Below are 25,420 nucleotides of genomic sequence, written 5' to 3' on the forward strand. Positions count from 1 at the left end.
TTTGATCATGGACGAACGATATCACGCCTTATTGGAAAAAGTGTGGCACTGTGCCCTTATGGCTGAAAAATGTGCCACCTCCTGCTTAACCTCGGAACGCATCGGTGAACTGGCTCCTTGCATCCGGCTAAGTTTCGATTGCGCCGAGACTTGCATGCAATTGGTACGTGCTGTAAAACGGCAATCGGTGCTCGTACCCTCGTTGCTTCGCATCTGTGATTACATTTGCCAGCTTTGCGCTGAAGAATGTGATAAACATGAGGACGATGCTTGTCAGCAATGTGCCGCAGCGTGTCTCTTATGCAGTGAAGCCTGCCGCAAATTAACCGATGACAACAAAATTCCAAAATCTACATCCCTCATGTAGCTTTCGGACACTTGACCGCAATATGTTGATCTCCTTGCACTTTGCAACAACTTTATCATTTTCGGTGGTTGGTCCGCTGCGGTCCTGTCAACTATTCAATACACCGATACACCTGAATCGCCCGACCGGTTATCTGCACTTCATTGCCGGCAGCGTACGTTTCTTTCGCCGTTTCTGTCTCCTCACGGCCCGTATCGATCACTTTCTCCCATATCCTGCCATATTTCTCTTTTTTGGGCAATACAAATTCCAGCCCTTCGTAGTGGGCATTGAAAATCAGGTAAAAGCTGTCATCTACGATACGCTCACCTTCTTCTCCCACAGAGTGAATCCCTTCACCGCTCAGAAACACGGCTAGGGAACGCGCAAAGTCGTGATCCCAGTTCTCATCCGGCATTTCACGGCCATCGGGCAGAAACCATGCGATGTCTTCCACACCGATTCCCTTGATGCGTTGACCGGTAAACCACTTCCGGCGACAAAATGCGGGGTGCTCGCGACGCAGTGCAATGAGCTGGCGTGTAAACAGTAACAGATCTTCGTCCAGCTGGTCCCAATGCAGCCACGAAATTTCATTGTCCTGGCAATACGCATTGTTATTTCCCTGCTGCGTCCGCCCCACCTCGTCCCCGGCCAGCAACATAGGCACTCCCTGGGAGAGCAACAGAGTGGTCAGGAAATTACGTTTTTGCCGTGCACGCAATGCATTGATAGCTGCATCGTCGGTAGGCCCTTCCGTGCCGCAATTCCACGAGCGGTTGTGATCATCCCCATCTTGGTTATTTTCTTTATTCGCTTCGTTATGCTTATCGTTATACGATACCAGGTCATGCAGGGCGAACCCGTCGTGGGCGGTCATAAAATTGATACTTGCTGTGGGCCGGCGATAATCATCCTGATACAAATCAGAACTTCCCGTAAAGCGCTCGGCAAATTCGGAGAGCATGCTATCGGCTCCCCGCCAATAATCCCGCACGCAATCCCGGTATTTGCCGTTCCATTCGGCCCATCCCGGCGGAAAATTACCTACTTGATAGCCCCCTTCGCCCAAATCCCAGGGCTCAGCAATGAGTTTCACCTGCGAAATTACCGGATCCTGGTGGATGATGTCGAAAAAAGCGCTCAGGCGGTTTACCTCATGAAGCTCACGGGCTAACGTGGCTGCCAAGTCAAACCGGAAACCATCCACATGCATTTCCGTAACCCAATACCGGAGGCTATCCATGATCAGCCGGAGCACGTTGGGTAGATTGGCATTCAATGTGTTGCCCGTACCTGTATAATCCATGTAATAGCGGGGATCTTCAGTAAGCCGGTAATACGTAGCATTGTCAATTCCCTTAAAGCACAGGGTAGGCCCCATGTGATTGCCTTCCGCGGTATGATTGTACACCACGTCCAAAATAACCTCGATACCGGCGGCATGCAGTGCCTTTACCATGTTTTTGAATTCCTGTACTTGCTCACCCCGAATCCCTGAAGCCGCATAGCGCGCCTCGGGAGCAAAAAAACCGATGGAATTGTATCCCCAGTAATTGGACAAACCATCGGACTGCCGGTCGTTGACAAACTGGTGCACCGGCAATAACTCAATGGCGGTTATACCCAGCTTTTGGAGGTAATCCACCGTAGCAGGATGGCCCAGCCCGGCATACGTACCGCGCAGGGACTCAGGAATTTCGGTATTGAGTTTTGTAAATCCCTTTACATGCGTCTCATAAATGATGGTTTTATGGAAAGGGATATTGAGTTGTTTATCGCCTTCCCAGTCGAATGCCGGGTCAATTACCACCGATTTGGGCATATAGGGTGCACTGTCCACTTTGCTGAAGCTCAGGTCACCGTCCGGATGGCCGAGTTCGTATCCCAGATGAGCTTCGTGCGCATCGAGGACACCCGCTATCGCCTTGGCATACGGATCGAGCAGGAGCTTATGCGGATTATAGCGATGCCCTTCATTGGGTTCAAAAGGTCCATGCACACGGTAGCCATACCGCTGGCCGGGCTTCAAACCGGGAACATAGCCATGCCATACTTGATGGGTGCGCTCCGTAAGGTTGATCGTTTCCTCGTTGCCATCGGCGGCATCGTTGTCAAATAGACACAGTTGTACGTTGGTTGCATTTTCGGCATACAGTGAAAAATTTACCCCTTCCCCGTCCCACGTGGCACCTAAAGGGTAGGGTTTCCCCGGATAGATTGAGCGTTCCATAAACCAACAACCGCAGTGCGCTTACATTTGTTTTTAAATTTCTCATCGGCCGTACAGCCGCACCCATTCGTCCAAATCTTGTTGTAAACGGGTGGTCAATTGCTTAGCTTTCAACCGCCATCGCCAGTTGGCCTGCGGTGCTGCCGGTACATTCATCCTTGCTTCGCTATCCAACCCCAACAGGTCCTGCATGGGAAGGATCGCCAACCACGCCGGCGATGCATATGCCATCCGGCAAAGTGCACGGCCGGCTCGCTGCGGACTCAGACGCCGTGCGCCCGTATATGCCTTTAACTGTGATTTGCCTGCTGCCTGCAGTTCAGCGCGATACCATCCCACGGCGGTATCGTTGTCGTGTGTGCCGGTAAATACCACATCGTTTACCGTATGGAAGTGAGGCGCATGAAGGTTGGTCCCCACGTCTTCGCCGAAGGCAAACTGCAATACCTTCATGCCGGGAAAGCCCAACTCGTCGCGCAAACGGTAGATATCTTCGTGGATATCGCCCAAGTCTTCCGCGATAAAGGGGAGCTCACCCATCGCATTCCGGACGGCATTGAACAGCGCGATTCCCGGCCCTACCTGCCACCTACCCTGCTTGGCGGTTTCAGCTTCCTGAGGGATCTCCCAATAATCGTGAAATGCCCTGAAATGATCCAACCGTAAGAAGTCATATAATTCCAGGTTCTTACGTATCCGTGCGATCCACCATCCGTAACCCTGTGCAGCATGGCTTTCCCAGCGGTACACGGGCATTCCCCAGTTCTGTCCTTCGGTATTGAAATAATCAGGTGGCACGCCGGCCATACCTATCATCCGTCCCCGGCTGTCCAGGCAGAAAAGTTCCCGATGCGCCCATACGTCCACCGAATCGTGGTTAACATAGAAGGGAAGATCGCCTATGAGCTTGATTTCCGCCTGGTGACAATAGGTTTTGAGACACTGCCATTGTGTATGAAATTGGTATTGCAGCCATTTTGTCTGCTGTAGCGCATGGGCATGCTTGCGCCTGAAAGTCGCCATCGCGGTTTTGTCCCGGTCGCGGTAAGCCTTGGGCCAGGCATACCATGGTTTTCCCCTGTAGCGTTCACGTAATGCTGTGTAATCCGCATAATCGTCCAGCCAATCGGACTCGCGCACACAGAAATCGCCAAATAGGGGGTCTTCTTTACCATCCCGTTGCTGCAAGTAGTTGCGGAATGCTTTGCCAAAGAAAAAATGCTTCAATGCCTGCGCTTGGCGATAGTCCACACAGTCGGACATCGGGAGCTGATTTACCGTTAATTCACGCCCGGTAATCCACCCTTGCCGTTGCATTTCATCCAAGCTGATCAGCAGTGTATTGCCCGCCATCGCTGAACGGATACTATAGGGTGAATAATCCACTCCCTCATCTGTCGGATTATGAGGGAGCTGCAGCCAATAGCGTTGACATGCGCCACGCAGGAAATCGGCAAACCGATAGGCCTCCGGACCCAGATCGCCCACGCCATAAGGTCCGGGGAGCGAAAATAACGGCAGCAGTACCCCTGCGCTCCGCGGACTTTCACGCGATACTTCCGAAGCCGTCCATACCCCAACCGGCAACTGCCGAAGGGCATCGTTGAGCTGCACCGCACCGCCCGTTTCATATACCGCATCTATAAAAACATTTTGCCACCGCAGCGGCGCTTCCTTTGGCAGCTGTATCAGCGTGTTCCCCCAGTCGATGGGTTCTTCGCCATCCGCATAGCTTATCACCGACTGCCGCATGTGGAGCGGTACAATAACCAACAGCCATTCATTGCCCTGCCTGCGCGCAAACGCGAGTACATGTTTCCGTTGTTTTCCCGTTGCCGCTAACGGCACGTAATTCCCCTGAAAAAGTGCTTTATGCGATAGTCGCAGTTGCGCCAGCCGCTCGGTGATGCCATATTTGAGCAATCCGCTGTACCGTTCCTTCCACCATTCCGCTATTGCATCAACTCCGCGGCGTTTTGCCCTTTCTAGTTTTCGCTGCCACTTCTGCCGCATGTCAAAATCTACCTGTCGGCGATTGTCCGGATCCACGAACGACAGGTCCCATCCTTCACAGCCCTGATAAATATCTGGGATACCTGGACAGGTAAACTTCAACACTACCTGTGTGACTGAATTGACGATAGCAGCATCTGTCAATTCCCGATGCAAAGCCCCGAACTGCCGGAAAAAGGGCGTATTGGGGCGCAGCAGCCGACGAACGAATCGACAGGTTGCTTCTTCATAGGTCTGGTCGGGATTTGTCCAATCCGTATGCCGTTTGGCTTCCCGGAGCGCTTTGATTATATAGGCTTCCAGTCGGGATCGGTAGGCGCTGACTGCCTGGCCAGGCATCGGAAAGCCGCCCCACAGTGTCTGGTATATAAAATATTCATCGTTTACATCCGGCATCCCACTTGTTTTATAGGAAGCGTTTACCTTCATCCAGCGCTTTACGGCTGTCGTCCATATGCGCGGAAACGCGGTAAAGGTTTGTAAGCGTGCCCGCACATCCTCCCCCCGCTTCGTATCGTGGGTAGCGGTGGCATTCAGTGAATGTGGACATAACTGTGCCCGTTGCTGCATAAACCGGTGGAAGTCAGCAACAGCGATGCTGAATACCGCCGGCGTACCGCCCACCTCGTTGGCACCGATATAGCGGTGGTAGGTATACATGAGCGTATCTTCCAACCCTTTGGCCATCAAAGCCCCGGTAAGCTGCATGCACCGTTGATAAAATTCTGCCAAGCGTTTCACCTGCCGTTTGGAACCCGTCAGAAAAGCGGGGACTAGGTAGCTCTCCAGAAAACTCAGTCCTTCCCGTAATTCCGGCGCGGAAAGCGCCGCCTGTTGCAGCGTATGCCGCACTTCCTCCGCTTCCGGCTCCGGCAGTGGGAAGGTACGTCCATACCAACGGTATACCGGACAGTGTACCACAAAGGATGCCAATGCCGCTTTCAGCACGGGTTCCTGCACGTTTTCGGGCAATTTTTCGCCGCTTAATACTGCATCGCGAAAAAAATGAAACAAGTTATTCAGCTCGCCCTGCATGGCCGTGTGTAACTGCGTGCGTTTAGCGTCCCTCAGCAGCAAGGGCAGCGTGGTCCGGCCAACCAACTTATCATAAAACCGGGATAGCTGTCGCTCATTGCTCCCGTCTGTCAGCAGCCCGTTAACCACAGTCAGAAAGTCGTACCCGGTGGTGCCCTGCACAGGCCAATAGCCTGGCAGCGTTTCCTCCTGCTGAAGTATTTTCTCAACCACCAGATACGTGTTTTCACCGACCAGCTGCCTAAGCCGGAGCAGGTATCCAGTAGGATCAGCAAGGCCATCCACATGATCGATCCGCAATCCGGTGAATATCCCTTCCTTCACCAATTTGGCGATCATCCGATGGGTAGCGTGAAAAACACGATAGTCCTGTACGTTCATTGCAATCAATCCATTTACCGTAAAAAAGCGGCGGTAGTTGATCCGACATTCGGTTTCTTTCCAATAACAGAGTTCGTAGTGTTGACAGGAAACCACCTCCCGGATAAGCGCTTCAGGCCAGGTATCCGAATCCGTTGCCGTTTCTGCCGCCGGGTACTTCCCAAGGTGTGCACGGATCAATGCGCTTCCAGCCGCATTGATGGGCCAATGCAGCCCGTTGTGCGCCAAAAGCAACTTATTGCCCTTCGGCTGTATCGTTAATCGCCCTTCCACCATTACGTCGTTCAAAGGCGCGTCGAGAAAGGGGACCATCAGGCGGCCGTGAAAATAGCTAGAAGCTGCATAGGGGGTGTCAAAAAAACGGCTGAACGGTGAATCCGGTCCCTTTTCCAACACGTCCCAAAGCCAGGTATTTTCCGGGTGATAGGCCATGTGGTTGGGCACAATATCCTGTATCCAGCCAATCCCTGCTGCCCTCAGTTTTTTGGCTACTGCCCGCAACTGCTCCAGGGCACCGATTTCGGGATCGATCTGCAAGGGATTCGTTTGGTCGTATCCATGCATACTTGAGGGCACCGCCCGAAAAATCGGCGAAGCGTAGATAGCCCCGGTTCCCAGTTGTTGAAGATAAGGAATCAGTTGTTCCAAATCAGAAAGCGTAAAATCCGTATTGAATTGGATCCGATACGTTGTTGCGGGCACGTTATTCATACGTAATGGGTTAACCCGCTTATCGCATCATTGTTCGAAATAGTTTCTTTTTTAAAAAAAATTATTTTTTTGACGCGGTGGGCCAAACAAAGCGGCCTTCCAACTGTTGGCGCAGAAAGAGAGACAATCAAAAGAGGGATAATTATGAAAACGCTGGATAGGTATCAATTGGAAGGAATGGGATTCAATGCGCCGGAAGGCCCTTGTTTGGCCAACGGCCGACTGCTCCGATTTTTTATCTTACGCAACAAACCTTGGCTGGGTGTAGAAGAGTATCTGCCGGCTCAGGCCGACCAAAATGACGAAGCGGAGAGCGAGGTTTATGCGGTTAACTATGGAAAGCATTATATGCAACCTATTCAAACCCTGGAAGACATCCAGGATTTCCTTTATCAACAATATTAACAGCCTTCACCCGATCAGTTATCCTTACGCCTTTTTTCCATCACGTAGCGGCATCGGATGGAGCAGCATAAGCCTGTTAAGGGTTGATTAGCGCATCAAGTTCATGTGCATCATCCAAATGTGTACGCAATGTGGGCAATTTAGTGGCCGCCCATTCCCTTAGATCGTCATCTGGTACGCCGTCCGGCCCTGACGCACGTTCAAATAATGATACAGCCTCTTCATGCGACAGCACCATCTTCCGCGCAAAGTCCTGATCAAATGCGGTACCTTCAAGTACCGTCAGGTCTTCTAACATCTTAATTGTCGCCCGACGGTCTTTTTTTCAGTCGCTATCATCCTCGCTGTAATCCGGTGTGGAACCTGCATCTTCAAAAACAAACAACAGGTCGGTAATTTAGGACACTCACCCGCGTAAGGCCTTCGTTGACGGCCTTTGGTGCTTTGGCTTGAAATTTTCACTACCTCTGTTCAGTAAACCAGGTAACTGAAAAATAAAATTATTTTTTGCCCGGTAGCGTTGACACCGTCTCGTTGTCTGGCATAAGAAGCGATAAAATCAAACAAGCCATGAAAGCACAAACCACAACAAACATTCTCCCACTTATCGTATGTTTTTTGATAAGTGCTTGCAGCACTTCTACGCGCATCACCGGTTCCTGGAAAGATCCAGCTGTCGATGCAAGTACCGGTGAAAGCAAGAGCGTATTGGTCATGCCATTAAGCCGTAATATTGAGGTGCGCACAAAATTAGAGAATGCATTGGCTGCAAAAGCTGCCGAGTTAAACATCAAAGCGGTCAAAAGTTCGGATATTTTTACACCCGACTTTTTTCAGGAAATTCCACCACGTGATGAACTACTTAATAAAATCCGGCAAACGGGCGTTGATGCGATTCTCACGGTATCGCTTATCGACACGGAAAGTGATACGCGGTACGTACGGGGTACCACCCGTTATGCACCTTTGCCCCTGTATAATTGGTATGGTGGCTTCTACAGCTATTTCAATTATTGGCATCCCATTATGTACGATCCGGGCTACTATGTGACGGACAAAACGTATTTCTTGGAAACAAATCTCTATAACACCCAAACAGACCGCTTGATTTGGTCCGCGCAGTCGGAAACGGTCAACCCGTCAAGCATCGATGCTTTTGCTAAGGAATACCCGGAGGTATTGTTGGAAAGAATGATCAAAGACGGCCTGTTGCTGCAGGTCCAGCCGTAGCATCGCTGGTTACGAGATCTGAGTACGCACATTCGCCACAAGTGTTTCCAGTTCGTGAATTGAAAACGGCTTTTCAAGTACAGCATCTGCCCCGGCGGACGCTGCTAGCACTTTGATGTTGGGATCAGCAGAAACCATCACAACCGGAATACCATTTGTTTGCGTATTGGATTTAAGGATGCGGCATAATTCCAATCCATCGATTCCTGGAAGCTGCTTGTCCAACACGTATACATGAGGAACATCGCGCTCGTCCAACAGTTCTTCCGCACTATTGAAGACACGGACGGTAAATTTCGGCTCTCTGAACACCAATTGGGCAATATCCTGAAGACTTTCGTCGTCTTCAACAAAAAATAACGTCTTCATAGGTAATTATCTTACGGTATGTAATGGTAGTTCAAAATAAAAGGTGGAACCTTCGTCCAGAACACTCTCCACGCCCATCTTTCCGTGATGTTTTTCAATGATCTCATGGCAAATGTATAACCCAAGCCCGATGCCTGAGACAGCTTCGGCTGACGCGCCCTTAACTCGATAAAACCGGTCGAAAATCTTTTCCTGCATTGATTTGGGTATGCCCATGCCGAAGTCTTGTACACTCACACGGACGCAGTCGCTCCGGCTTTCAGCGCTGACGATAATATCGCCTCCTTTTGGCGCATACTTGATGGCATTGGATATCAAGTTATCCACCACTTGTCCCAAGCGTTCGATATCGGCGAGCACCAAGGGAAGTTTTTGTCCGGAAAACGCAATGTGGTGCCTTGATGTGGTAAGTTGTCCCTGAAGCACATGCTCTTCCAGCAGTGCATTCAGATCAACGGGCTCAAGCTGCAGCGCCAATTGACCGCTCGATATCCGACTTGTATTCAAAAGCGAATAGATGAGTTTAACCAGTCGGTTTACCTGTATATTCATTTTGGTAATGAGCTGCACGATGATCGGTGCCGTAGTTTTGTCCATCATCCCCACTAAAATCTCGCCATACGCTTTAATGCTGGTAATGGGCGTTTTCAGCTCGTGGCTGGCGATACCGATAAACTCATCCTTTTGTCGCTCTAACTCTTTCTGTCTGCTGATGTCGATGGAGACAATTGTTGCGGCCTCCACGTTACCCTTTTTATCAAAGATAGGCGAAACATGGTTGTTTACCCATATTACCGAACTGTCTTTCCGGACCATTCGCTTTTCGATCTCATAGGCCTCTCCCTCGGATGCTAGTTTCTTAAAAGCAACCATATTACGCTCCTGGTCTTCTCTATAAACAATGTCGTTAATGCCCAGTTTTAATAATTCGGGACTGTCATAATCCAGCATGCGGCAAAATTGGTCGTTGGCAAAAATAACGTTTCCCCGGAGACTAACTTTTAGGATACCTGCTATACTTTGGCTCACAATGGAACGGTAATTCTCTTCCGACTCGCGCAAGGCTTCTCCCGCTTTTGCCTGCTCTACCGCTACCCACGTGCGCTCAGCGGTCTCCCGCGCCATTTCAATTTCCGCCTCCGTCCAGTTTCTGGGCTCGCAACACGTGATGCATAACATGCCACACGGATTGCCTTCTTTTATCACGGGTACATCGACAAATGATATCACCTGTAACTGGATGCACAATTGCCTTAACTCCTCATCCAGTAACGTTGTGGTATGTGCATCGTAAACAACGAAGGGACTTCCGCCATTAATCGCAGCCGTTAATATCGGAAAGTTATCGAGTGGATAAACATTGGATACCGAAGTCAGATTGCCACGGAACGCATCTCTCCGGATGGTAGCCTTTCCATTTTCTATTTCACAATAATAGCACCGGTCTGCCTTGAAATGATGCATAGCCAGTTGCGTTACCGCTTCCTGTATCTGAATTGGGTCGGACAACGAGCGCAATGTATCACTTAACTGCAGCAAATACGCCTGTAGCTCGTCCCGTCTTTTGCGCTCAGCAATGTCTTTGAATAATACGGCGACCTGTGCATCTTTGGGGTCGCCAATGCGAAAGGCGTAGACATCGTAAAACCTCCCCAGTGCCTCCGCAGCGTGTTCAAAACGCTCGGCTTCTCCTGTCAGTGCAATGCGTCCATAGATCTCAAACCATTGCTGCTCGTGTTCAGGAGCAATTTCACGCATCGTCCTTCCGAGTGGATTTTGGATGCCGGTTTGTTCTTCAAAGACGCTGTTTACCTTTAAAAACCGGTAATCAATAGGGTGCGCATTGTTGTCAAATAAAATTTCAATAATGCAAAATGCCTCATCCAGCGAATTAAATAACTCATTGTACCGCTCTTCCAACTGAAAGAGTTGCCGATGTTGGTATCTGACAGTTTCTTCAGCACGCCGCAAATCCAACAAGCAGGAATCAAGGCTCTCCGGTAAATCACTGGAGCCCTCACCATGGTGGGAGAATTGACCGGGTCTTATTTTTTTTCCATCGCTTGTGTCCATCTGTTAGTTTATATAACCTTACCTAACGGAAACAGTTTACTGGGATATAAGTTTAAAAAGAACCGACTTACTAGCCGCCTCTAAAATAGTTCTTTTTTCGTAACAACCAAATAAGGCAGCCTGGAGGTGGTGCGAGGCATCCAAGCTTGCTCCGCAGGTTCCGTTTAGGTTTTGATGCGTCGCCCAGCCCCGCGCAAGCAGCCGCATTAAGATGGTTCATGCCAAGCCTCGCTTCGTTAGCAATAATTAAACTCATCGGCTATTACACCACCACATTCTTCACCAGCGTAAATTTAATCGAATGATATTCTCCCAGCTCCCGCTCACCCACCAATCTATACTAACAATCCATGCTCATGCTCCAATCGTTGAAACCGTAGGTGTTGTAGGTAAAATAGACGCCTTCCACATTGGTAGCGAGGTCAAGCTGAGAGACTATACCGACAAACGTATAAAGTAACTTGCCTGACAATTCGGTTGGTGTCCCATTTCCGCCGGGTTCCTCATCGCTCTTAGAACAAGATAACAGCACCATGCCCAAAGCCATCAGGCTTAGTGACAGCAATGCATGTAATTTTTTCGTAATCAGAATCTCCGCCCGTTGGTGAACAACAAAATTAACCGGTAGTTCCGGCACAAACAATCCACGAAAACAAGGAAATTATTGTGGTTTCTTTGCTGGATTTTTTTCAGCGACACTGAGAATAAAGATTTTGCTCTTCCTCATTAGCGATGTATGTGCGTTGAAATCACATTACATAAGGTATCGATCGAAAAGGGCTTAGTCACGGCGCCATCCGCCCCGGCCTCTTGCGCCAACTCCAGGATGTCAGGGCTTGCGGAAAGCATCAGAACCGGGACGTTACTGTATTTTTCACTGCGTTTAATGAATTGACAAAGATCCAATCCGTTTATACCTGAAATGTTTTTATCCAGCACGAATAAGTCGGGCGCGCCAATATTTCGCTGAAGAATCCTAGCTCCGTCTTCCAGTGCGACAATTTGGTAGTCTTTCTCAAGCACAATCAAGAAAATATCCCGGATATCCGGATCGTCTTCCACCAAAACAATCCTTTTCTTCTGCTGACGTGACATAGTAATATTAACGCCTTAAGCAAGAATAAGTTTAGAACAACCATCTTTAGCAAAGACATAATTACGCCCGGTGTGCGGAGTAATCAACGAAGCCCCACCCTGATTAAAAGGAAAACTCCCACTAAGAGTAGGGCTATGTACACATACCTATAAAACTCGTTGCTTCCCAGTCTATTATTCAAATACCTTCCAAAAAATATTGCCGGAAGCGCCGCAGGAATGGCATATAAAAAATTGACAACTACGCTTCCAGATATCAGCCCCTTGTATGCATACCCGATGATACTCACCGTACTTGCTACGAAAAAATAGGCCTGTAAAGTCGCCCTGAACCGATTTGCACTCCATCTTTGCAATTTTCCATAAACAACCAAAGGCGGCCCGTTGATACCGTACGCTCCGCCAAAAACCCCGGATAGAAAACCACAGATGAAAAGCCACCACTGGTCATTAGTCACCTGATGCGGCCGTTCTTTTTCCAGAAGCGAATACAAGGAATGGAACACAAGTAATAATCCCAATACTAATTCAACCCAAAAATCGCTAGCAAAAAGCAATAGCATTAGGCCTACGGGAATTCCCGGCATAGCATATAAAATAAGCCATTTAGCACTTTGGAAATGAATTTTGCGATGATCCTGAATAACCACGATTACAGCAATCAAAACCGAAAGGAGTACGGACAGGGGCACTGAAATTTCGATAGGCAAAAACAAAATCAGAAGTGGGACGGCTATGAGTGATTCTCCGAAGCCAAATGTCGATCTAACAAGTGTCGCAACAAAACTGATCAAAAGGACGAAAAATGTTGTCATAATTCTTGCTGAAAATACGCAAAATCCGTCTTTCTGTCAAGAAAAAGTTGCCTTATTCCATGCTTACCTGACCAGCGGAAACTCAGATACACGCAACGTAGTACAACCGTAAGGGATCAGTGTAATCTCTTCAACCGGCGCATCACTGTGTCCGGTTGAATACGGCAGTGGACCGGTCATTTCGTTGTACAGTTGCCAGGAAGGAATCCGTTTTGCCTTGGTTTTGATCTCGATAGGTGCATTTTGGAAATTCCAGGGATATGTTCCTTGCTGCTTCTGCTCATCGATAACTACTTCGAAATGTTGTTGGATATCCTGCTCACGGAAGGCGACAATCCCGTAATTCCAGGGTGTAACGGAAGTAACTTCCTGATACGTGTTTCCATATCGGGTTCGTTCGGCATCGTCAAAGGTTTTTGTCTCCCAACTTTCTGCCATCTTCAATCCATATACCAATGGGCCACGTTCCACGGCAATGGAGTTTTCATACCAACGGCTGGTCCTGATGTCCATCGGCAACGTCAGTTCCACCTGATCACCACTTTTCCAAGTGCGCCTGATTACCGCTATTTCTCCGCCCTTCACATGTTGATCGGGAACACCGTTGATCGTAATCGCCGCTTGCCCACACCACGCTGGCACACGAAGATGCAGGGGAAACTCCACCGTTTTGTCTTTTTTATCAACCACGTGAATGGTAAACGTTAGCAGGTCATCCATTGGGTAATGGGTTTCTTCAACAATTTTTACAAGCGATCCGTTTCCAACTTTGGCAGTCACCTCAGATGGGGAGTAGACTAAGGCAGCTAAGCCATTGTCAGGCGTAGCATACCAGAGGTGTTGCGTAAATTTGGGCCATCCCTGGTGCATGTTCGAGGCACAGCAGGGATAGCCTGTCAACAGCCCATATGTAACATCTGTACCACTGTGGTTGTGATCTTCGTAGAAATTACGGGCATGACGGGTAATCATTACCTGATTCGCCTGTTGAAGATATTGTTTGTTCATGAAGTCATCCGTTATCTGAGTGGGAAGCGCATTGAAAGCAATGCGCTCCAAATGATCTGCAAAATCGAGGTCTCCGGTCACCTCCAACATCTTTTCCAGCGAGAACATTAGCTCAACCGAAGAGCAGAGCTCCGATCCCTGTGTTGGGTTATTGCCATGCAGCCCTTCGTCGCCGCCATACATGCCCTGGGGTTGTCCGTTATACTGCCGGATATCGGCAAATCCCTTCTTAACGGCATCCAGAAAGCGCTGTTCGGGTTGCTGCTGGTAGTAGATCACCGGTGCCTTAATGCCTTGGGCAAGATTGACGCAATGAATGGTATTGAAACGTGTCAGGTCGTCGCGATTCAGGAACATATCCACAAAATCATAGCCCTGCTTATGCAACAGCTCTCCCAGATCTAGGAGAAACGGTTCACCGGTAAGGTTGTAAAGCCAGTATACCGCCTGTAAATTATCACTGGCACGGTATTCTGCCCAGAACGTCCAGTTGCCCAACGGAACGGTTGGCAGCGTTTCCAGTTGATAACGGAAATACCTTGACATAAACGTGATAATGCGCGGGTCTCCCGTTGCGGAATAATACTGTTGCAGCACCTTGAGCATCACCATACGGGGCCACCAGTCGGCTGAATTATCCCGTTGCAGGCCCGCTTCGGGCGCATAATCTTTCGCTGGCCCGAAAAAGCCATTTTCCTGCTGGCTGCCAAGCGTCCATTCGATCCAAGGTTGGACTTTTTCCTTCAGTTCCTGATCGTCCAGCAGATAGGCCAGTGGCAAGAGACCATCAATCCAATAAGGCCCTCGTTCCCACTGATCGCCGTCGCCGCCAAGCCATCCATTGCGGGGTCCCATGACCGTCGGGTACAATTGATCCATCTGGCTGGACGCACCCCGTTTCTGCCGTTCGAGCATCTCCAGCAGCCATCCCTTGGCCTTAATGGCTCCTAGGGGCAGCTCCATATAAGGTTTGCGCTTCAATGGATAGCGGTTATTGGGGTAGTGGTCGTTTGCTTTACCCCATGAACACAACAGGGGCATCAACAAGGATAGTGAGATGAATTTGAGAAGCATAGCCTATGGATTGTGATAGGGTCTTGAATGTTGTTGTACGTCGAGTGTCACCGGCCCCAGCAATCCAGACGCCCTCAGGGGCGAATCTGCTCCGGGCCCGGCGATTGTCCACGTTTTGCGTTCGTTCTCGGGCTGTTGGGCATCGTAAACGAGACGGTTGAACCACGTGCTGGTCACCTCAACGGTAAGCGTATTTTCACCAGCTTGAAGCTGATCGGTCACGTCAACGCGGTAAGGAGGCGCCCACAACGTGACGGGTTGACCTCCGTTGATCGCTACGACGGCTGCCATATCCACATCCCCCAAGTTGAGGATATATTGCTGACCCGGCTCTATTTTGTCGATGTCGATGGTGGTTGTGTAGGTTGCCGTGCCGGAAAAAGCCTTTCCCTCTGCCGAGATATCCAGGTCTTTCCAAGGTTTGAGATCGGTCAGTTGTAGTGCCTCCGGTGCACCCCACCCCGCGGGGAATGCCAGTGTCCACGATCCCGAAACCGGTAGCGATGAAACCGCCTCGCTTTGCGGTACTGCCGGGGGTTTCCCGTTGCCACCTTTACGGAAAACGACAAAACATGAACCGGCACGAGCCAAGTCGAGCTTGACGGTGGTCCGGTCTCCGTGACGTTGGCTCTCAGCCGCCATGCTGCGCCCGGTTACGGGGTCCCACAATTCCACCACCTCTCCGTTGCTGCGGAAATCGAGCGTACCCTGGAATCCGCTCCCTTTCGGTGCGGTGACGAAATACCAGTCGGCCCCTTCTGCCTGGCGATGTACCCACAGGGCATCCCCTCCGATGACATCGGGTGCGATATTTAACGCAGACAGCGCGTCCTCCAGGGATGTACCCGAGAAAACAATTCCTTTCCCGACTTTCCGCATTCCCTTGCTGCCTGCCGTTCCCCATATATCGCTCACCACTGCATCGAAGCGCCGTTGAGCATCGTCGCCACCTGAAAGCGTCGCTAGCCCCAAGGGGGCATCGCCGATTACCGTAGCGCCATCGCGGACCAATGAGCGTATTTTCTCCAGCGTCTGTGGCAGCATACGCGGCGATTCGGGCAACCAAAGAACCCGGTAGCTAACGCCCTCGGGTGTTACCAGTAACCCATTTTCTACCGCCAAACGGTTCAACAGGATATCCGGATTGCAATAATCGTATTTAAAGCCTTCGGGGAATGGAGCATTCTGGTAAGGTTTGTGGTTGATCTCATCACCAAGATACCAAAGCACATCCGATACCGGTTTGCCACGCTCCAGCAAGTAGCTGCATCGCGATAGGTAGTTGGTGAATTCCGGCATAAACTTCCACCAGGTTTGGCCCCGCAAAAAGGGTGTACCAATCTTGGCCCCAAAGGAAGTGCCCGGCGGAAGAAACGGTGTTTGCGGATTGTGTGTATAGGTATGGAACACCAAGTGGGTAACGCCCTGCGTACTGTTGAAATTGGCAACTTCCTTCAACATCTCAAAATGTTCGTCCCAGGTCAAATCAAACGAGGTAAACGACTCGGCCGCCACACGGGTCTTGCCATACAGCCTCGCTGCGGAAGCTGTGGGCCGGATGGGCTTGAAATTGGTTGAGCCCACAAATCCATCTGTCATCGGTTGCCAGAATTCACACATCGGTACGTCCGCATATTTAAAAAATTCCATGATATCGGCCGGAAAAACATCGCCGGCAGCCGTTTCAAAGGTAATGTTTAATCCGTTTTCATGGGCTAATTCCGACATACGCCCATAAAAATTATGGGTAAAAAGATCATTGATGGTTGCCCGCCAATCGTATAGAAAACGGGTAGATGTTCCATGGTCTTTGATAACATAACCGAACAACGCGGGTAACCATTTACGGAGCGGATAGTTACTGACCCGGTTAAATTCATTTTCCATATCTTCTGTCCAGGTTTGGGTATAACACTCCCAACTATCTATCAGCATCCCATCCAATAATCCGTCCGCAAGCGGCCCATCTTCACCGATAAGCCTTCCAATGTAACCTGCAAATTGTGCGTTGGGCCCGGCTTTGGAGAGCTTGTTGGCTTCCCACCCGGTGCCCTCCGGAGGCGCTGGACCGTTTTTTTGCCCCGTATTAACATGACCGATACGTAATATGGTCCATTTGCCCGCTGGAGCTTTCCAATTCAGATGGCCATTTTGATCCATTTGATCAGAAATATCTAAAATCTTATCAGGCGAAATAAATGCCTCTGCTGACTGATCCGGAAACCGCCCCGTACGCTCGATCGCCCGCAAGGTCCATGCCGCCTCTGATTCCCAGCTATGTTTACGTGCAGCTGAAAAAAGACGAAGTGATGAAAGTGCCATAGGATGTTTATTGACAAAAGAAATCCGATACGTTTTTACATCCGGGATTTCAGAACATGCCAATGTGATGGGTTTGTCATCCTGTGAATTTGCCTGTGGCATTTCGACATCCAGTATCTCTCTTAATGTTCCATCAGCCAGAACAGCCTTAATGCTAACGGTCACTCCGGGTTCATGGCACTGTGCGTGATTAAAGCTGTTAATACTGGGAAACTCTACCGAACGCAGTAAAACAGGTTCAGCAAATGTCACTTCAACCCACTGAGGCTGATCCGGAGTAGTCGGTGCAAATCTAATTGGCTTTTCAGCCTTTCCCAAAAAATAATCATTCCATGACGTTTCCGTATTGCTTTTAATAAACTTCGGCGCCAAAGGTTCTCCCGTGTCATCGGCCGGTGTCGGAAAAGCCAATACCGCAACACTTTTGTAGTTACGCCAAGGTTCATCGCTCGGCTGTGGCATATCCAATACTTGCTTGATATCCGTACCTCCCGTTACATCCGTACGACTCCACACCAAGTGGCGCATCGCATTTTCAGGCTCAATCCACGGCCCCCCAGAAGTAGCCCAGCCTGGGCAATTCAGCTTGGTGAGCCGCAGTCCCAACCGACGGCACTCCGCTGCCGTATGCCGTACGGCGTCGTCCCAGTTTTCGCTTAGACTTGTAATTTGAGGTTCAACTCCCGGCCACGGCCCCCCGAACTGTCCATGGAACAGTTGAATACCGGAAATTCCAGCTTTTGCTATAGCTTCAAGATCCCTTGTAATTCCCTCTTTCGACATGTTTCCACCAATATAATGGAACCACGTTTCGGGACGGTAAAGTTTAGTCGGCGTTTGGAACAACTTTTCATCGTGTTCCCCAAATCGACGATCAACCTCTTCCCAAGAAGGAAAAAAGGGTGTTTCTGTAACCTGTGCAATCAAACGAAACCCACCTGCAAGAAAAAGTACAATCGTTGCGGAGAGAAGTATCGGTAATTTAATATATTTCATTTTCATACAAAAACAGTTTGATTTATGAAGCTAATCATCATCACTTACAATGCTGGCTTTAATCCTTCCCATTTCACCACCCATGAACCATCATCGGGGAATCCAGGCGCATCTGTATCGGGGCCTCCATCCCAGCCCGCCGCCATCATAGCCACCGCATACAACAGTCCGCCATTGCCCGGGAAATAAGGGAAAGGCGCACGGCCACCCCCCACCAATCCGTGCTCGTCAAACAAAAATGCCGGGTACTCCAGCAGGTAGTCGACGGCCCGCTCAGGCTGCCCCAATCTCGCTGCTGCCATAGCCAGCATCGGAAAATCCCAGCCCCATGTTTCGTGAAGTTTCCATTCCTGATGTACTTTTTCGAGGGTTCTCCCCATGGTTGGAACATCCACGCCGTCGCCGGGGAGCATGCCAAATGCCCCGATCAGCGCAGGATGTTCCCAATTGTACTCCGTCCACATCTTCTCGATCCCTTCATGGGTAACATATACGCCGTCGTCAATCGGTAGCGGAGAAAGTTTATCCAGCACGTCATCCCATTTCTTATCGCGCGGCAGTTTCATCCGTTCTTTCCAGGTTTGCGCCGTGCGCAGGCCGAACCTCCAATAGGCCAATTCAAACGTTGGATTGATCGTCGTACGCGGATCGGTATTCTCCGAGACGATGTAAACCGGTGGCCCGAGCACATACCGGTCTTTTGTCGCATCGTAATGCGCAAAGTCGGCCATGAATTCAGCGGATGCAAATACTACTTCTTTCCATTTATCCAATGTGGCCGGGGTGGGATGCAACCGATAGTCCTGTTCCGCAAAGAAAATGGGGTGCGGCTGCTGCCAGATTAACGTCGCATGAACGGGATGGGGCCAGTCCCTGTCCAGATCGGCTGTACATTTTGGCCACCTCGCCCCTTTGTAGCCCTGCTCTTCTGCGCGCGCTGTGGAGGTGGACAAAAAATCGGGGTAAACATGCAGGCTTCTGTTAAATAGCGGCCAGCGGTCCCATAGCGCAAAATGAGCACCATGCCACCAGATCATCTCAAAATGAAAACGGCCATACCAACCGTTATTGACCAATCCACTCTCCTGCGGCGGCCAGCTGCCTGCTTCATTTACTTTCATCACATACTGTGATAAAACAATCCGGCGTTCCAGCTCTTTCCAACGGGGGTCGGCACTTTCCGACAGGTCAATGGCTGCACCGGACTTCCAGTAATCGTTCCACGATGTTTCGGAAGATTGGCGGCATTCCGAAAAATTCAATCGGGTTTCCACACTTGGGTCGTCGCTAAATGCAAAAACAAACTCCAGCGTATTCCCCGATGACGGCACCAACTGAAAATCGTGCTTGCCTACCTCATGAAAACCTGCTTCCGTCATCCAGCTTACGGAAACGCCGTAATCGGTATCGTCCAACGTGCGCACAAGGCGTGCGAATTTGCCCTCAGCGGTAACCCATTTCGTGGTGTGTACATCGGGCTGATCGAACGTACTGTTTACCTGCTGACTTCCATCCGGATAGGGAAAAGAAAAGGCAACGGCAATCTGTCCGCTTTCTACCAGTCCGGACGTAATCTGCACACCAATGGCATCCTTTTCGCCGTGACTCAATGTCGTTACCCGGACCGGAGTCCCTTCCAATTCGAACGTGCTGGTGATTGTGCCTGCCCACAGATCCGTTTCCTGCCGGGTATTCGCCAGATCTTCCAACGAGGCAAGGGTACCATCTGATTTTTTCAACACCAACCCGATCCGGCCCAGATTGAGCGAGTGGGGATTGCCGGCCAGCCAGGCAGATAACTCCGGGTGATCTTCATCCCAGTCGTCATAGCGAACCTGCCTACCATACGTATCCCACATTTTCCCGTTGAAATCTTTGATGTCAAGGCCTTTGGGAAGCGGAAAGCTATGCCATCCCCAATGTGCCATCGTCGCATGCGTTACGAATGTCTGGAGACCGGTGATATCCACGCCGAACGCAAATTCGCCATTGCCTACCTGCGCCGGACTTCGCGGGTTATTTTTTTCAGTGATGATCCGATGGCGGTTTACCACCGCTTCGCGGTCTATCCTGTCATTCCCGCATCCGACGAGCGGCAGTAAAAGAATCAACGATAAAAAAGTGTGTCGTATCATTCGGCGCTTTTATTTAGTATCCTTCGTTCTGCGTTAACGAGTTCAAGCTTTTTTCAACCTCTGCACGGGGAATCGGAAGCCGGTAGTGCTTTTCCTGGAAATTGCGCTCGTTGGAAAGCACGCCTATCGAATAGGTTTTGGCACCATTCGGCTGTTTCCGTATCGTGATTTTCAGCAAATCCTGATTTTCCGTTTGCTCGGCAATCATCCAACGTCGCACGTCAAAGAAACGATGTTCTTCATAGGCGAGTTCCACCCGCCGCTCGTTATAGATCCGTGCGCGCAGCTGTTCGCCTGTGTCCGTTACAGGTGGCATCTGTACGCTTTCCCGTGCCCGGACTTGATTGAGATAATTGCGTGCCGTTGCCTCGTCACCCAATTCAAATGCGGCCTCCGCATAATTGAGTAAGATCTCCGCGTACCTGAAATAAATCCACGGATTGGTGGGCCGTTCCGTATTTCCGGTAGGAGGTATACGCTCGATCAAAAACTTTTTCAGGGCATAGCCGGTAAGTGAGGCATTCCAAGGCTGCACGCTGCTTTCGGGTGAATCCAGTCCTCCCACAAATGTTTCGGTCTCACGTCCCATCCATAGGGCGCCATCGTGGAGGATGGTGGCATAAAAGCGCGGATCCCGGCCTGCATAGGGATTGTTTGGATCGTAGCCCGATTGGGAATTTACCGTCAAGTTACCGTTATCCTGCACAATGTAAGGACTTAATCCGGTGGCTTTCATCTCATAGGCGTTAACTAAGTTTTGGGTAGGTCCTTGGTAATTCCCTCCTTCATCCCCATTTCGTCCATTTTTCCAGTTATAATCGGTAGCGTTGCCCTGGGTGAAATACCGTGCCCAGATAATCTCATCGTTATCTTTCAGGAATAATTCCTGGTAATCCGGGTACAATGTATACGCTTCCAATAATGCTGCCGATGCGTCAAAAGCCCTTTGCCACTTAGCCCGGTCGTTTGAGGGGTTGTTCAATTTACTGGCGGCATACAGGAGCACTCGGGACTTGAGTGCCTTACACGCATCTCCCGATGCCCTGCCTGATTCGCTCGCGGGTTGTTTCGCCGGCAACAGCTGAATCGCCTCATCCAATTCACTGACAATAAAGTCCACACAGGCATCGTAAGAATCCCGCGATAAGGTGTAATCCTCGTTCAATTCGTATATTTTGGTAATGATGGGTACCCCTCCATACCGCCAGATCAGGTTAGCATATACGCATGCCCGAAGAAATTTCATTTCTCCTTTCATCAACGCTTTCTGACTTTCATCAATCGGAGACTCATCGATCTTAGCGAAAAAAACATTCATATTTCTGACCTGGCTGAACCCCAGCTGCCAATAGTTCACCCTTCCGGAAAGTTGGGTGATGTTATCCGCGGTCACTTCTCCCCGCTGCAAAACAAACATGTTTCCATGGTTATGCAAATCGTAAGACTCATCGCTCGCCGCAGCAAATACATCATCGACATAACCATGCAATACGGCATTATAATTCGCATTCACATACAGTTGAATCAAGGCAGGGTCAGCCCAGGTATCATCTTCTGATAATTTGTCCAGCGGTTTCAAATCCAAAACGTTACACGAAGACAGGATGATCAATATCCCGAATATATAAATAAACTTTTTCATTGCTTCAGGTTTAAAAAGTCAAATTCACACCAAAATTAAGCACACGTTGCAGCGGATAGTACCAGAAATCATGAGTTTCCGGATCAAAGCCCATATCTTTCATGTGGTCGTAAATGATGAGGAGGTTGCTCCCACTGACGGACACGCGAAGGCCTTGGGCACCAAATGATTGACAGAGGGCCGTCGGCAGGTTATACCCCAACTCCATGTTTTTCAGTCGCAGGAAGCCGGCGTTTTTCATCCAATGTGTTGAGGCGTACGAACTATTGGTACTGGTTGTCCATAATGCCGTGCTGCCCCGGGGCATGGTTGCGTCCATATTGTCAACTGCCCAACTATCCCGTGCACGCCAATCGAGGAAGTTACCGAACGTATGGCTCATCACGGGGAACCAGCCGCCAAAATATTGCTGGGCATTTTCCTGCCCTTGGAAAAACAACGATAAATCAAACCCTTTGTAGGCAAAATTAGCGGTCAACCCGAAAACTATTTCGGGGATGTTCGTTTGATTGATCCGTATCCGGTCCCGGGAATCAATCTCTCCGTCACCGTTTACATCTTCATAAATCAGATCTCCCGGTTTTGTCCCCGGCAGATGCGGCGTAGCGTCCACCTGCGCCTGGTCTCTGTACACGCCCATGGCGTTGTACAACAGTGCTGCTCCATAGGGTCTACCGGTGGCATATTGATACGGCTCCGCCGCCGGTTGTTCGTCCGCAAATACCACCTTGTTTCGCGCAAACGACACGTTGCCCGACAGTTGATACGAGAATTCGTTTACCTTGTGGGTGTGGGAGAGCACCAATTCAAGCCCCCTGTTATCCACAATCCCGATGTTCTCATCGGGAAGTGTCAGCCCGGTATAATCGGGCACGGTCGCATTCCGTTTGGTCAGGATATCCGACCGCCGCGATACGAAATAATCAAATTCAACGTTTAGCAGACCGTTCCACAGACCGGCCTCAAGACCAGCATTCCACGTTTCCGCGGTTTCCCACGTGATAAACGGGTTGGGCACATTTGTCTGCACCAATCCTGACACATCGTTGTTGCCGATCACGTAATTGTTGTTAAAACCATACGTCATCATGTATTGGAAAGCGGGAACGGCGTCATTGCCCATCTTGCCGTACGATCCTCTTATTTTAAGGTTGTCGATGAAATTCAGGTCCTCCATAAACCCTTCTTCTGAAATTCGCCAGCCTAATGAGGCACCGGGAAAAAAGCCAAACCGCTTTTCCTTTGGGAATTTCGAGGAACCGTCGGCGCGTAGCGTAACCTCAGCAAGGTACTTGCCAGCGTAATCGTAGTTTACCCGTCCGAATACATTCTGTCGGGCGTCCTGACCCGAAAAGCCCGAATTGGATTGCTTCGCTTTGTCACTGCTACCCATATTTAGTTCGGGTAAGCTGATCGACAAGAAATCACTCCTTCCCGCTTGCATGGTCGAATTCCTGACCTGAATTTGTTCGTAGCCTGCCATCAATGCTACCTGATGTGCATCGAATTGCCTTGCATAGTTGATTTTTGAATTTACATACATTTGGGTTACGGCATAGCTGGTTTGGTTCAGGTTTGCCAACGAACGGCTCATCCCCGACAATCCCTTCACATATTGTCCTCCTTCCTCGCGATACACATAACTTGGTGTTTCGAATTGTTTCCCGTAAACGCCCGAGAAATCGTAGCTACCACTGCCGTCTATGGATAACCCTTCAACCCAAGGCAATTCCCATTTGAAAAAGAGGTTGCTCTGTACCGCCCGGGTATCTTCCTGTTGATAGCCTGCATTGTCGGTTACCCAATTATGGATATTCTCACTGCCTCTCAGCGGTTGCATGTAATTCGTGCCCGGCCAATACGGCTGCCAGTTGGGTTGATACAGATAGATGTGGCTGTTTAGCTCATTATTAGTCCGGAAAGGATAATGCCTGTTATCGACCCGTCCGGAAACGTTGAGGCCCACGGTTAGCTCATCGGTTACCTGAACATCGACGTTTGAGCGTACGTTGTACGACTTGAACTTGGTGGATCCGCCTTCATACTGTCCTGACTGCGCCAGATCGCCCAGGGAAAAATAGTATTTCGATCGTTCATTGCCGCCGGACACGGAGATGTTGCCGCGGTGCTGTGGCGTAAACGGTCTTACAATGTAGTCGTACCAATCCGTATTCGGATAATTGGGGTCGCTTCCATCCCGATATTTTTGAAGTTCGTCGTCCGAAAAGATAGCTTCCCGTCCTTCGTCGATTTCGATGTTGTTGGATATTTTACCAAACGTATAGGCATCGGCCATTCTCGGATTCCGTGTTGGCTGACTAAATCCTTGATTAAACGAAAGACCGATTGTCGGCTTCCCTACAGATCCGCGTTTTGTGGTAACCAGTATTACACCATTTGCCGCACGGGAACCATAAATTGCGGCCGAGGCGTCTTTCAATACCGTTATGGTTTCGATGTCGTTGGGATTCAGCTGTCCCAATCCCCCGCGCTCTACGCCGTCGATGATCACTAACGCACCCGTGGCGCCCGTCGTACCGCGGCCCCTGATCAGGATCGACGGATCGTCCCTGCCAGGTTCGCCGCTTCGGCTGTTGATGATCACACCGGGTAACCGTCCGGCAAGCGACTGAGAAACATTCGCCGCAGGGCTTTTCACGATATCGGCACCTTTGGCTGTAACGATAGATCCCGTCAGCGACGCTTTCTTCTGCGTTCCGTATCCCACCACTACTACTTCCTCTAGATCGGCTACATATGTTTTTAGGGTAACATGAATGGTTAACGATTGGCCGACTGCTATTTCCTGGTTAACATAGCCCACGCTGGAAAACACCAGTGTATTTCCTTCCCCGGTTGGTACAGAAATTTCGTACCTCCCCTGTGTATCTGTGTAGGTTACCGCGTCGAGTCCTTTGACATGCACAGATACCCCTTCAATGGGCATACCCGCTTCATTGGTGACGATCCCCTTCAGGAGCTTTTGCACTTGGTCTGCCGCCAAGGTCAGCGGCTCGTTTTTAAACCTACCTTGAACATGCGTAGGCCGTTCTTTGATGATTATACTTTGTATTTCGTCCAGTATCGTGTAGGTAAGCGGCTGGTTTGCTATCACCCTTTTCAATACATCTTCAAGCACTTCGTCTTTTGCCTGGATCGAAATCTTTCCGACCTTCTTAGCCAACGATTTTTTGAATAGGAAGTTATAACCGCTTTGTCGGCGTAGTTCGGCAATCACCTCTGTGAAGGTGGCGTCTTTCTTGTTCAGGGTGACACGCTGTGCCTTCAGGTTTCCGGCAAATCCATAAACCATCATAACGGTTAATAGAAAACAAGTAACGGTCACGCGCATCATCAAGGCCTTTAATACGGATCCTTTTTTTCGATTTCCTGATAATTCCAGGCAGTTCCTGCGGTATTTCCCACCGCTGGTCAGCTTTTTTTCTTTCATAAAAGTTGCATCATGCAACCCGTTCGCAAACGATTAGCCTACGATGGCTCCGGTATTGCCGGAGCAACAATTATTGCCTAAGTTTG

General features: G+C 49.9%; 16 protein-coding genes. 3 read left to right on the forward strand and 13 right to left on the reverse strand.

The annotated features are described in order from the left end of the window. Positions 1-7 precede the first annotated feature (7 nt). Positions 8-367, forward strand: a complete 360-nt coding sequence (locus BMZ56_RS25425; RefSeq protein WP_143072880.1) for a four-helix bundle copper-binding protein — start codon at positions 8-10, stop codon at positions 365-367. 91 nt (positions 368-458) lie between these two features. On the opposite strand, the gene glgX is transcribed toward BMZ56_RS25425, so the two are convergent. Beyond that, positions 459-2,579 carry a glycogen debranching protein GlgX gene (glgX, locus tag BMZ56_RS08715; protein WP_090626167.1) on the reverse strand — a complete coding sequence of 707 codons (2,121 nt, stop codon included), beginning with the start codon at positions 2,577-2,579 and terminating at the stop codon, positions 459-461. A 42-nt stretch (positions 2,580-2,621) separates the two neighbouring features. Further along, a complete protein-coding gene (gene treY / locus BMZ56_RS08720) occupies positions 2,622-6,719 on the reverse strand; it encodes a malto-oligosyltrehalose synthase (RefSeq protein ID WP_090626168.1) in 4,098 nt (1,365 codons plus the stop codon). A gap of 144 nt (positions 6,720-6,863) precedes the next feature. Here treY and BMZ56_RS08725 point away from each other — a divergent pair, with 144 nt between their 5' ends. Further along, complete coding sequence (locus BMZ56_RS08725) at positions 6,864-7,124, forward strand: hypothetical protein (protein ID WP_143072881.1); 261 nt, start codon at positions 6,864-6,866, stop codon at positions 7,122-7,124. Positions 7,125-7,200: 76 nt separating this feature from the next. On the opposite strand, the gene BMZ56_RS08730 is transcribed toward BMZ56_RS08725, so the two are convergent. Then, positions 7,201-7,422, reverse strand: a complete 222-nt coding sequence (locus BMZ56_RS08730) for a DUF4142 domain-containing protein (protein ID WP_090626170.1) — start codon at positions 7,420-7,422, stop codon at positions 7,201-7,203. Between the two features lie 272 nt (positions 7,423-7,694). On the opposite strand from BMZ56_RS08730, the gene BMZ56_RS08735 reads away from it, so the two are divergent. Beyond that, complete coding sequence (locus tag BMZ56_RS08735) at positions 7,695-8,354, forward strand: iron-containing alcohol dehydrogenase (protein WP_143072882.1); 660 nt, start codon at positions 7,695-7,697, stop codon at positions 8,352-8,354. 9 nt (positions 8,355-8,363) lie between these two features. On the opposite strand, the gene BMZ56_RS08740 is transcribed toward BMZ56_RS08735, so the two are convergent. From BMZ56_RS08740 to BMZ56_RS08785, 10 genes are all read right to left on the reverse strand, one after another. Further along, positions 8,364-8,723: a response regulator gene (locus BMZ56_RS08740; RefSeq protein WP_090626172.1), complete on the reverse strand. Its 360-nt coding sequence runs from the start codon at positions 8,721-8,723 to the stop codon at positions 8,364-8,366. Between the two features lie 6 nt (positions 8,724-8,729). Then, entirely contained in the window at positions 8,730-10,796 is a 2,067-nt protein-coding gene (locus BMZ56_RS08745) for a GAF domain-containing sensor histidine kinase (protein WP_090626173.1), read from the reverse strand. A gap of 340 nt (positions 10,797-11,136) precedes the next feature. Continuing rightward, entirely contained in the window at positions 11,137-11,433 is a 297-nt protein-coding gene (locus BMZ56_RS08750; protein ID WP_143072883.1) for a hypothetical protein, read from the reverse strand. 89 nt (positions 11,434-11,522) lie between these two features. Continuing rightward, positions 11,523-11,891 (reverse strand): response regulator, encoded by a 369-nt coding sequence (locus tag BMZ56_RS08755; RefSeq protein WP_090626175.1) that lies wholly within the window; start codon positions 11,889-11,891, stop codon positions 11,523-11,525. An 83-nt stretch (positions 11,892-11,974) separates the two neighbouring features. Further along, complete coding sequence (locus BMZ56_RS08760) at positions 11,975-12,706, reverse strand: sulfite exporter TauE/SafE family protein (RefSeq protein WP_090626176.1); 732 nt, start codon at positions 12,704-12,706, stop codon at positions 11,975-11,977. Positions 12,707-12,769: 63 nt separating this feature from the next. Further along, a complete protein-coding gene (locus BMZ56_RS08765) occupies positions 12,770-14,788 on the reverse strand; it encodes a beta-L-arabinofuranosidase domain-containing protein (protein ID WP_090626177.1) in 2,019 nt (672 codons plus the stop codon). 3 nt (positions 14,789-14,791) lie between these two features. After that, positions 14,792-18,112, reverse strand: coding sequence for a glycosyl hydrolase (locus BMZ56_RS08770; protein WP_218146519.1), 3,321 nt, complete (start codon positions 18,110-18,112; stop codon positions 14,792-14,794). A gap of 38 nt (positions 18,113-18,150) precedes the next feature. Next, positions 18,151-20,241 (reverse strand): hypothetical protein, encoded by a 2,091-nt coding sequence (locus tag BMZ56_RS08775; protein ID WP_090626179.1) that lies wholly within the window; start codon positions 20,239-20,241, stop codon positions 18,151-18,153. 13 nt (positions 20,242-20,254) lie between these two features. After that, the gene (locus tag BMZ56_RS08780; RefSeq protein ID WP_090626180.1) at positions 20,255-21,883 is read right to left on the reverse strand and encodes a RagB/SusD family nutrient uptake outer membrane protein; all 1,629 of its coding nucleotides are present in this window, start codon (positions 21,881-21,883) and stop codon (positions 20,255-20,257) included. 10 nt (positions 21,884-21,893) lie between these two features. After that, the gene (locus tag BMZ56_RS08785) at positions 21,894-25,334 is read right to left on the reverse strand and encodes a TonB-dependent receptor (protein ID WP_090626181.1); all 3,441 of its coding nucleotides are present in this window, start codon (positions 25,332-25,334) and stop codon (positions 21,894-21,896) included. Between the last annotated feature and the right edge of the window lie 86 nt (positions 25,335-25,420).

The sequence above is a fragment of the Parapedobacter indicus genome, assembly GCF_900113765.1.
GTDB lineage: Bacteria > Bacteroidota > Bacteroidia > Sphingobacteriales > Sphingobacteriaceae > Parapedobacter > Parapedobacter indicus.

What these genes read in the sequence shown, in the direction of transcription:
- BMZ56_RS08760 (WP_090626176.1), bottom strand. Translation starts at nt 12,706, where the DNA reads ATGACAACATTTTTCGTCCTTTTGATCAGTTTTGTTGCGACACTTGTT.
- BMZ56_RS08755 (WP_090626175.1), bottom strand. Translation starts at nt 11,891, where the DNA reads ATGTCACGTCAGCAGAAGAAAAGGATTGTTTTGGTGGAAGACGATCCG.
- BMZ56_RS25425 (WP_143072880.1), top strand. Translation starts at nt 8, where the DNA reads ATGGACGAACGATATCACGCCTTATTGGAAAAAGTGTGGCACTGTGCC.
- treY (WP_090626168.1), bottom strand. Translation starts at nt 6,719, where the DNA reads ATGAATAACGTGCCCGCAACAACGTATCGGATCCAATTCAATACGGAT.
- BMZ56_RS08745 (WP_090626173.1), bottom strand. Translation starts at nt 10,796, where the DNA reads ATGGACACAAGCGATGGAAAAAAAATAAGACCCGGTCAATTCTCCCAC.
- BMZ56_RS08740 (WP_090626172.1), bottom strand. Translation starts at nt 8,723, where the DNA reads ATGAAGACGTTATTTTTTGTTGAAGACGACGAAAGTCTTCAGGATATT.
- BMZ56_RS08780 (WP_090626180.1), bottom strand. Translation starts at nt 21,883, where the DNA reads ATGAAAAAGTTTATTTATATATTCGGGATATTGATCATCCTGTCTTCG.
- BMZ56_RS08730 (WP_090626170.1), bottom strand. Translation starts at nt 7,422, where the DNA reads ATGTTAGAAGACCTGACGGTACTTGAAGGTACCGCATTTGATCAGGAC.
- BMZ56_RS08775 (WP_090626179.1), bottom strand. Translation starts at nt 20,241, where the DNA reads ATGATACGACACACTTTTTTATCGTTGATTCTTTTACTGCCGCTCGTC.
- BMZ56_RS08735 (WP_143072882.1), top strand. Translation starts at nt 7,695, where the DNA reads ATGAAAGCACAAACCACAACAAACATTCTCCCACTTATCGTATGTTTT.
- glgX (WP_090626167.1), bottom strand. Translation starts at nt 2,579, where the DNA reads ATGGAACGCTCAATCTATCCGGGGAAACCCTACCCTTTAGGTGCCACG.
- BMZ56_RS08725 (WP_143072881.1), top strand. Translation starts at nt 6,864, where the DNA reads ATGAAAACGCTGGATAGGTATCAATTGGAAGGAATGGGATTCAATGCG.
- BMZ56_RS08785 (WP_090626181.1), bottom strand. Translation starts at nt 25,334, where the DNA reads ATGAAAGAAAAAAAGCTGACCAGCGGTGGGAAATACCGCAGGAACTGC.
- BMZ56_RS08765 (WP_090626177.1), bottom strand. Translation starts at nt 14,788, where the DNA reads ATGCTTCTCAAATTCATCTCACTATCCTTGTTGATGCCCCTGTTGTGT.
- BMZ56_RS08770 (WP_218146519.1), bottom strand. Translation starts at nt 18,112, where the DNA reads ATGAAAATGAAATATATTAAATTACCGATACTTCTCTCCGCAACGATT.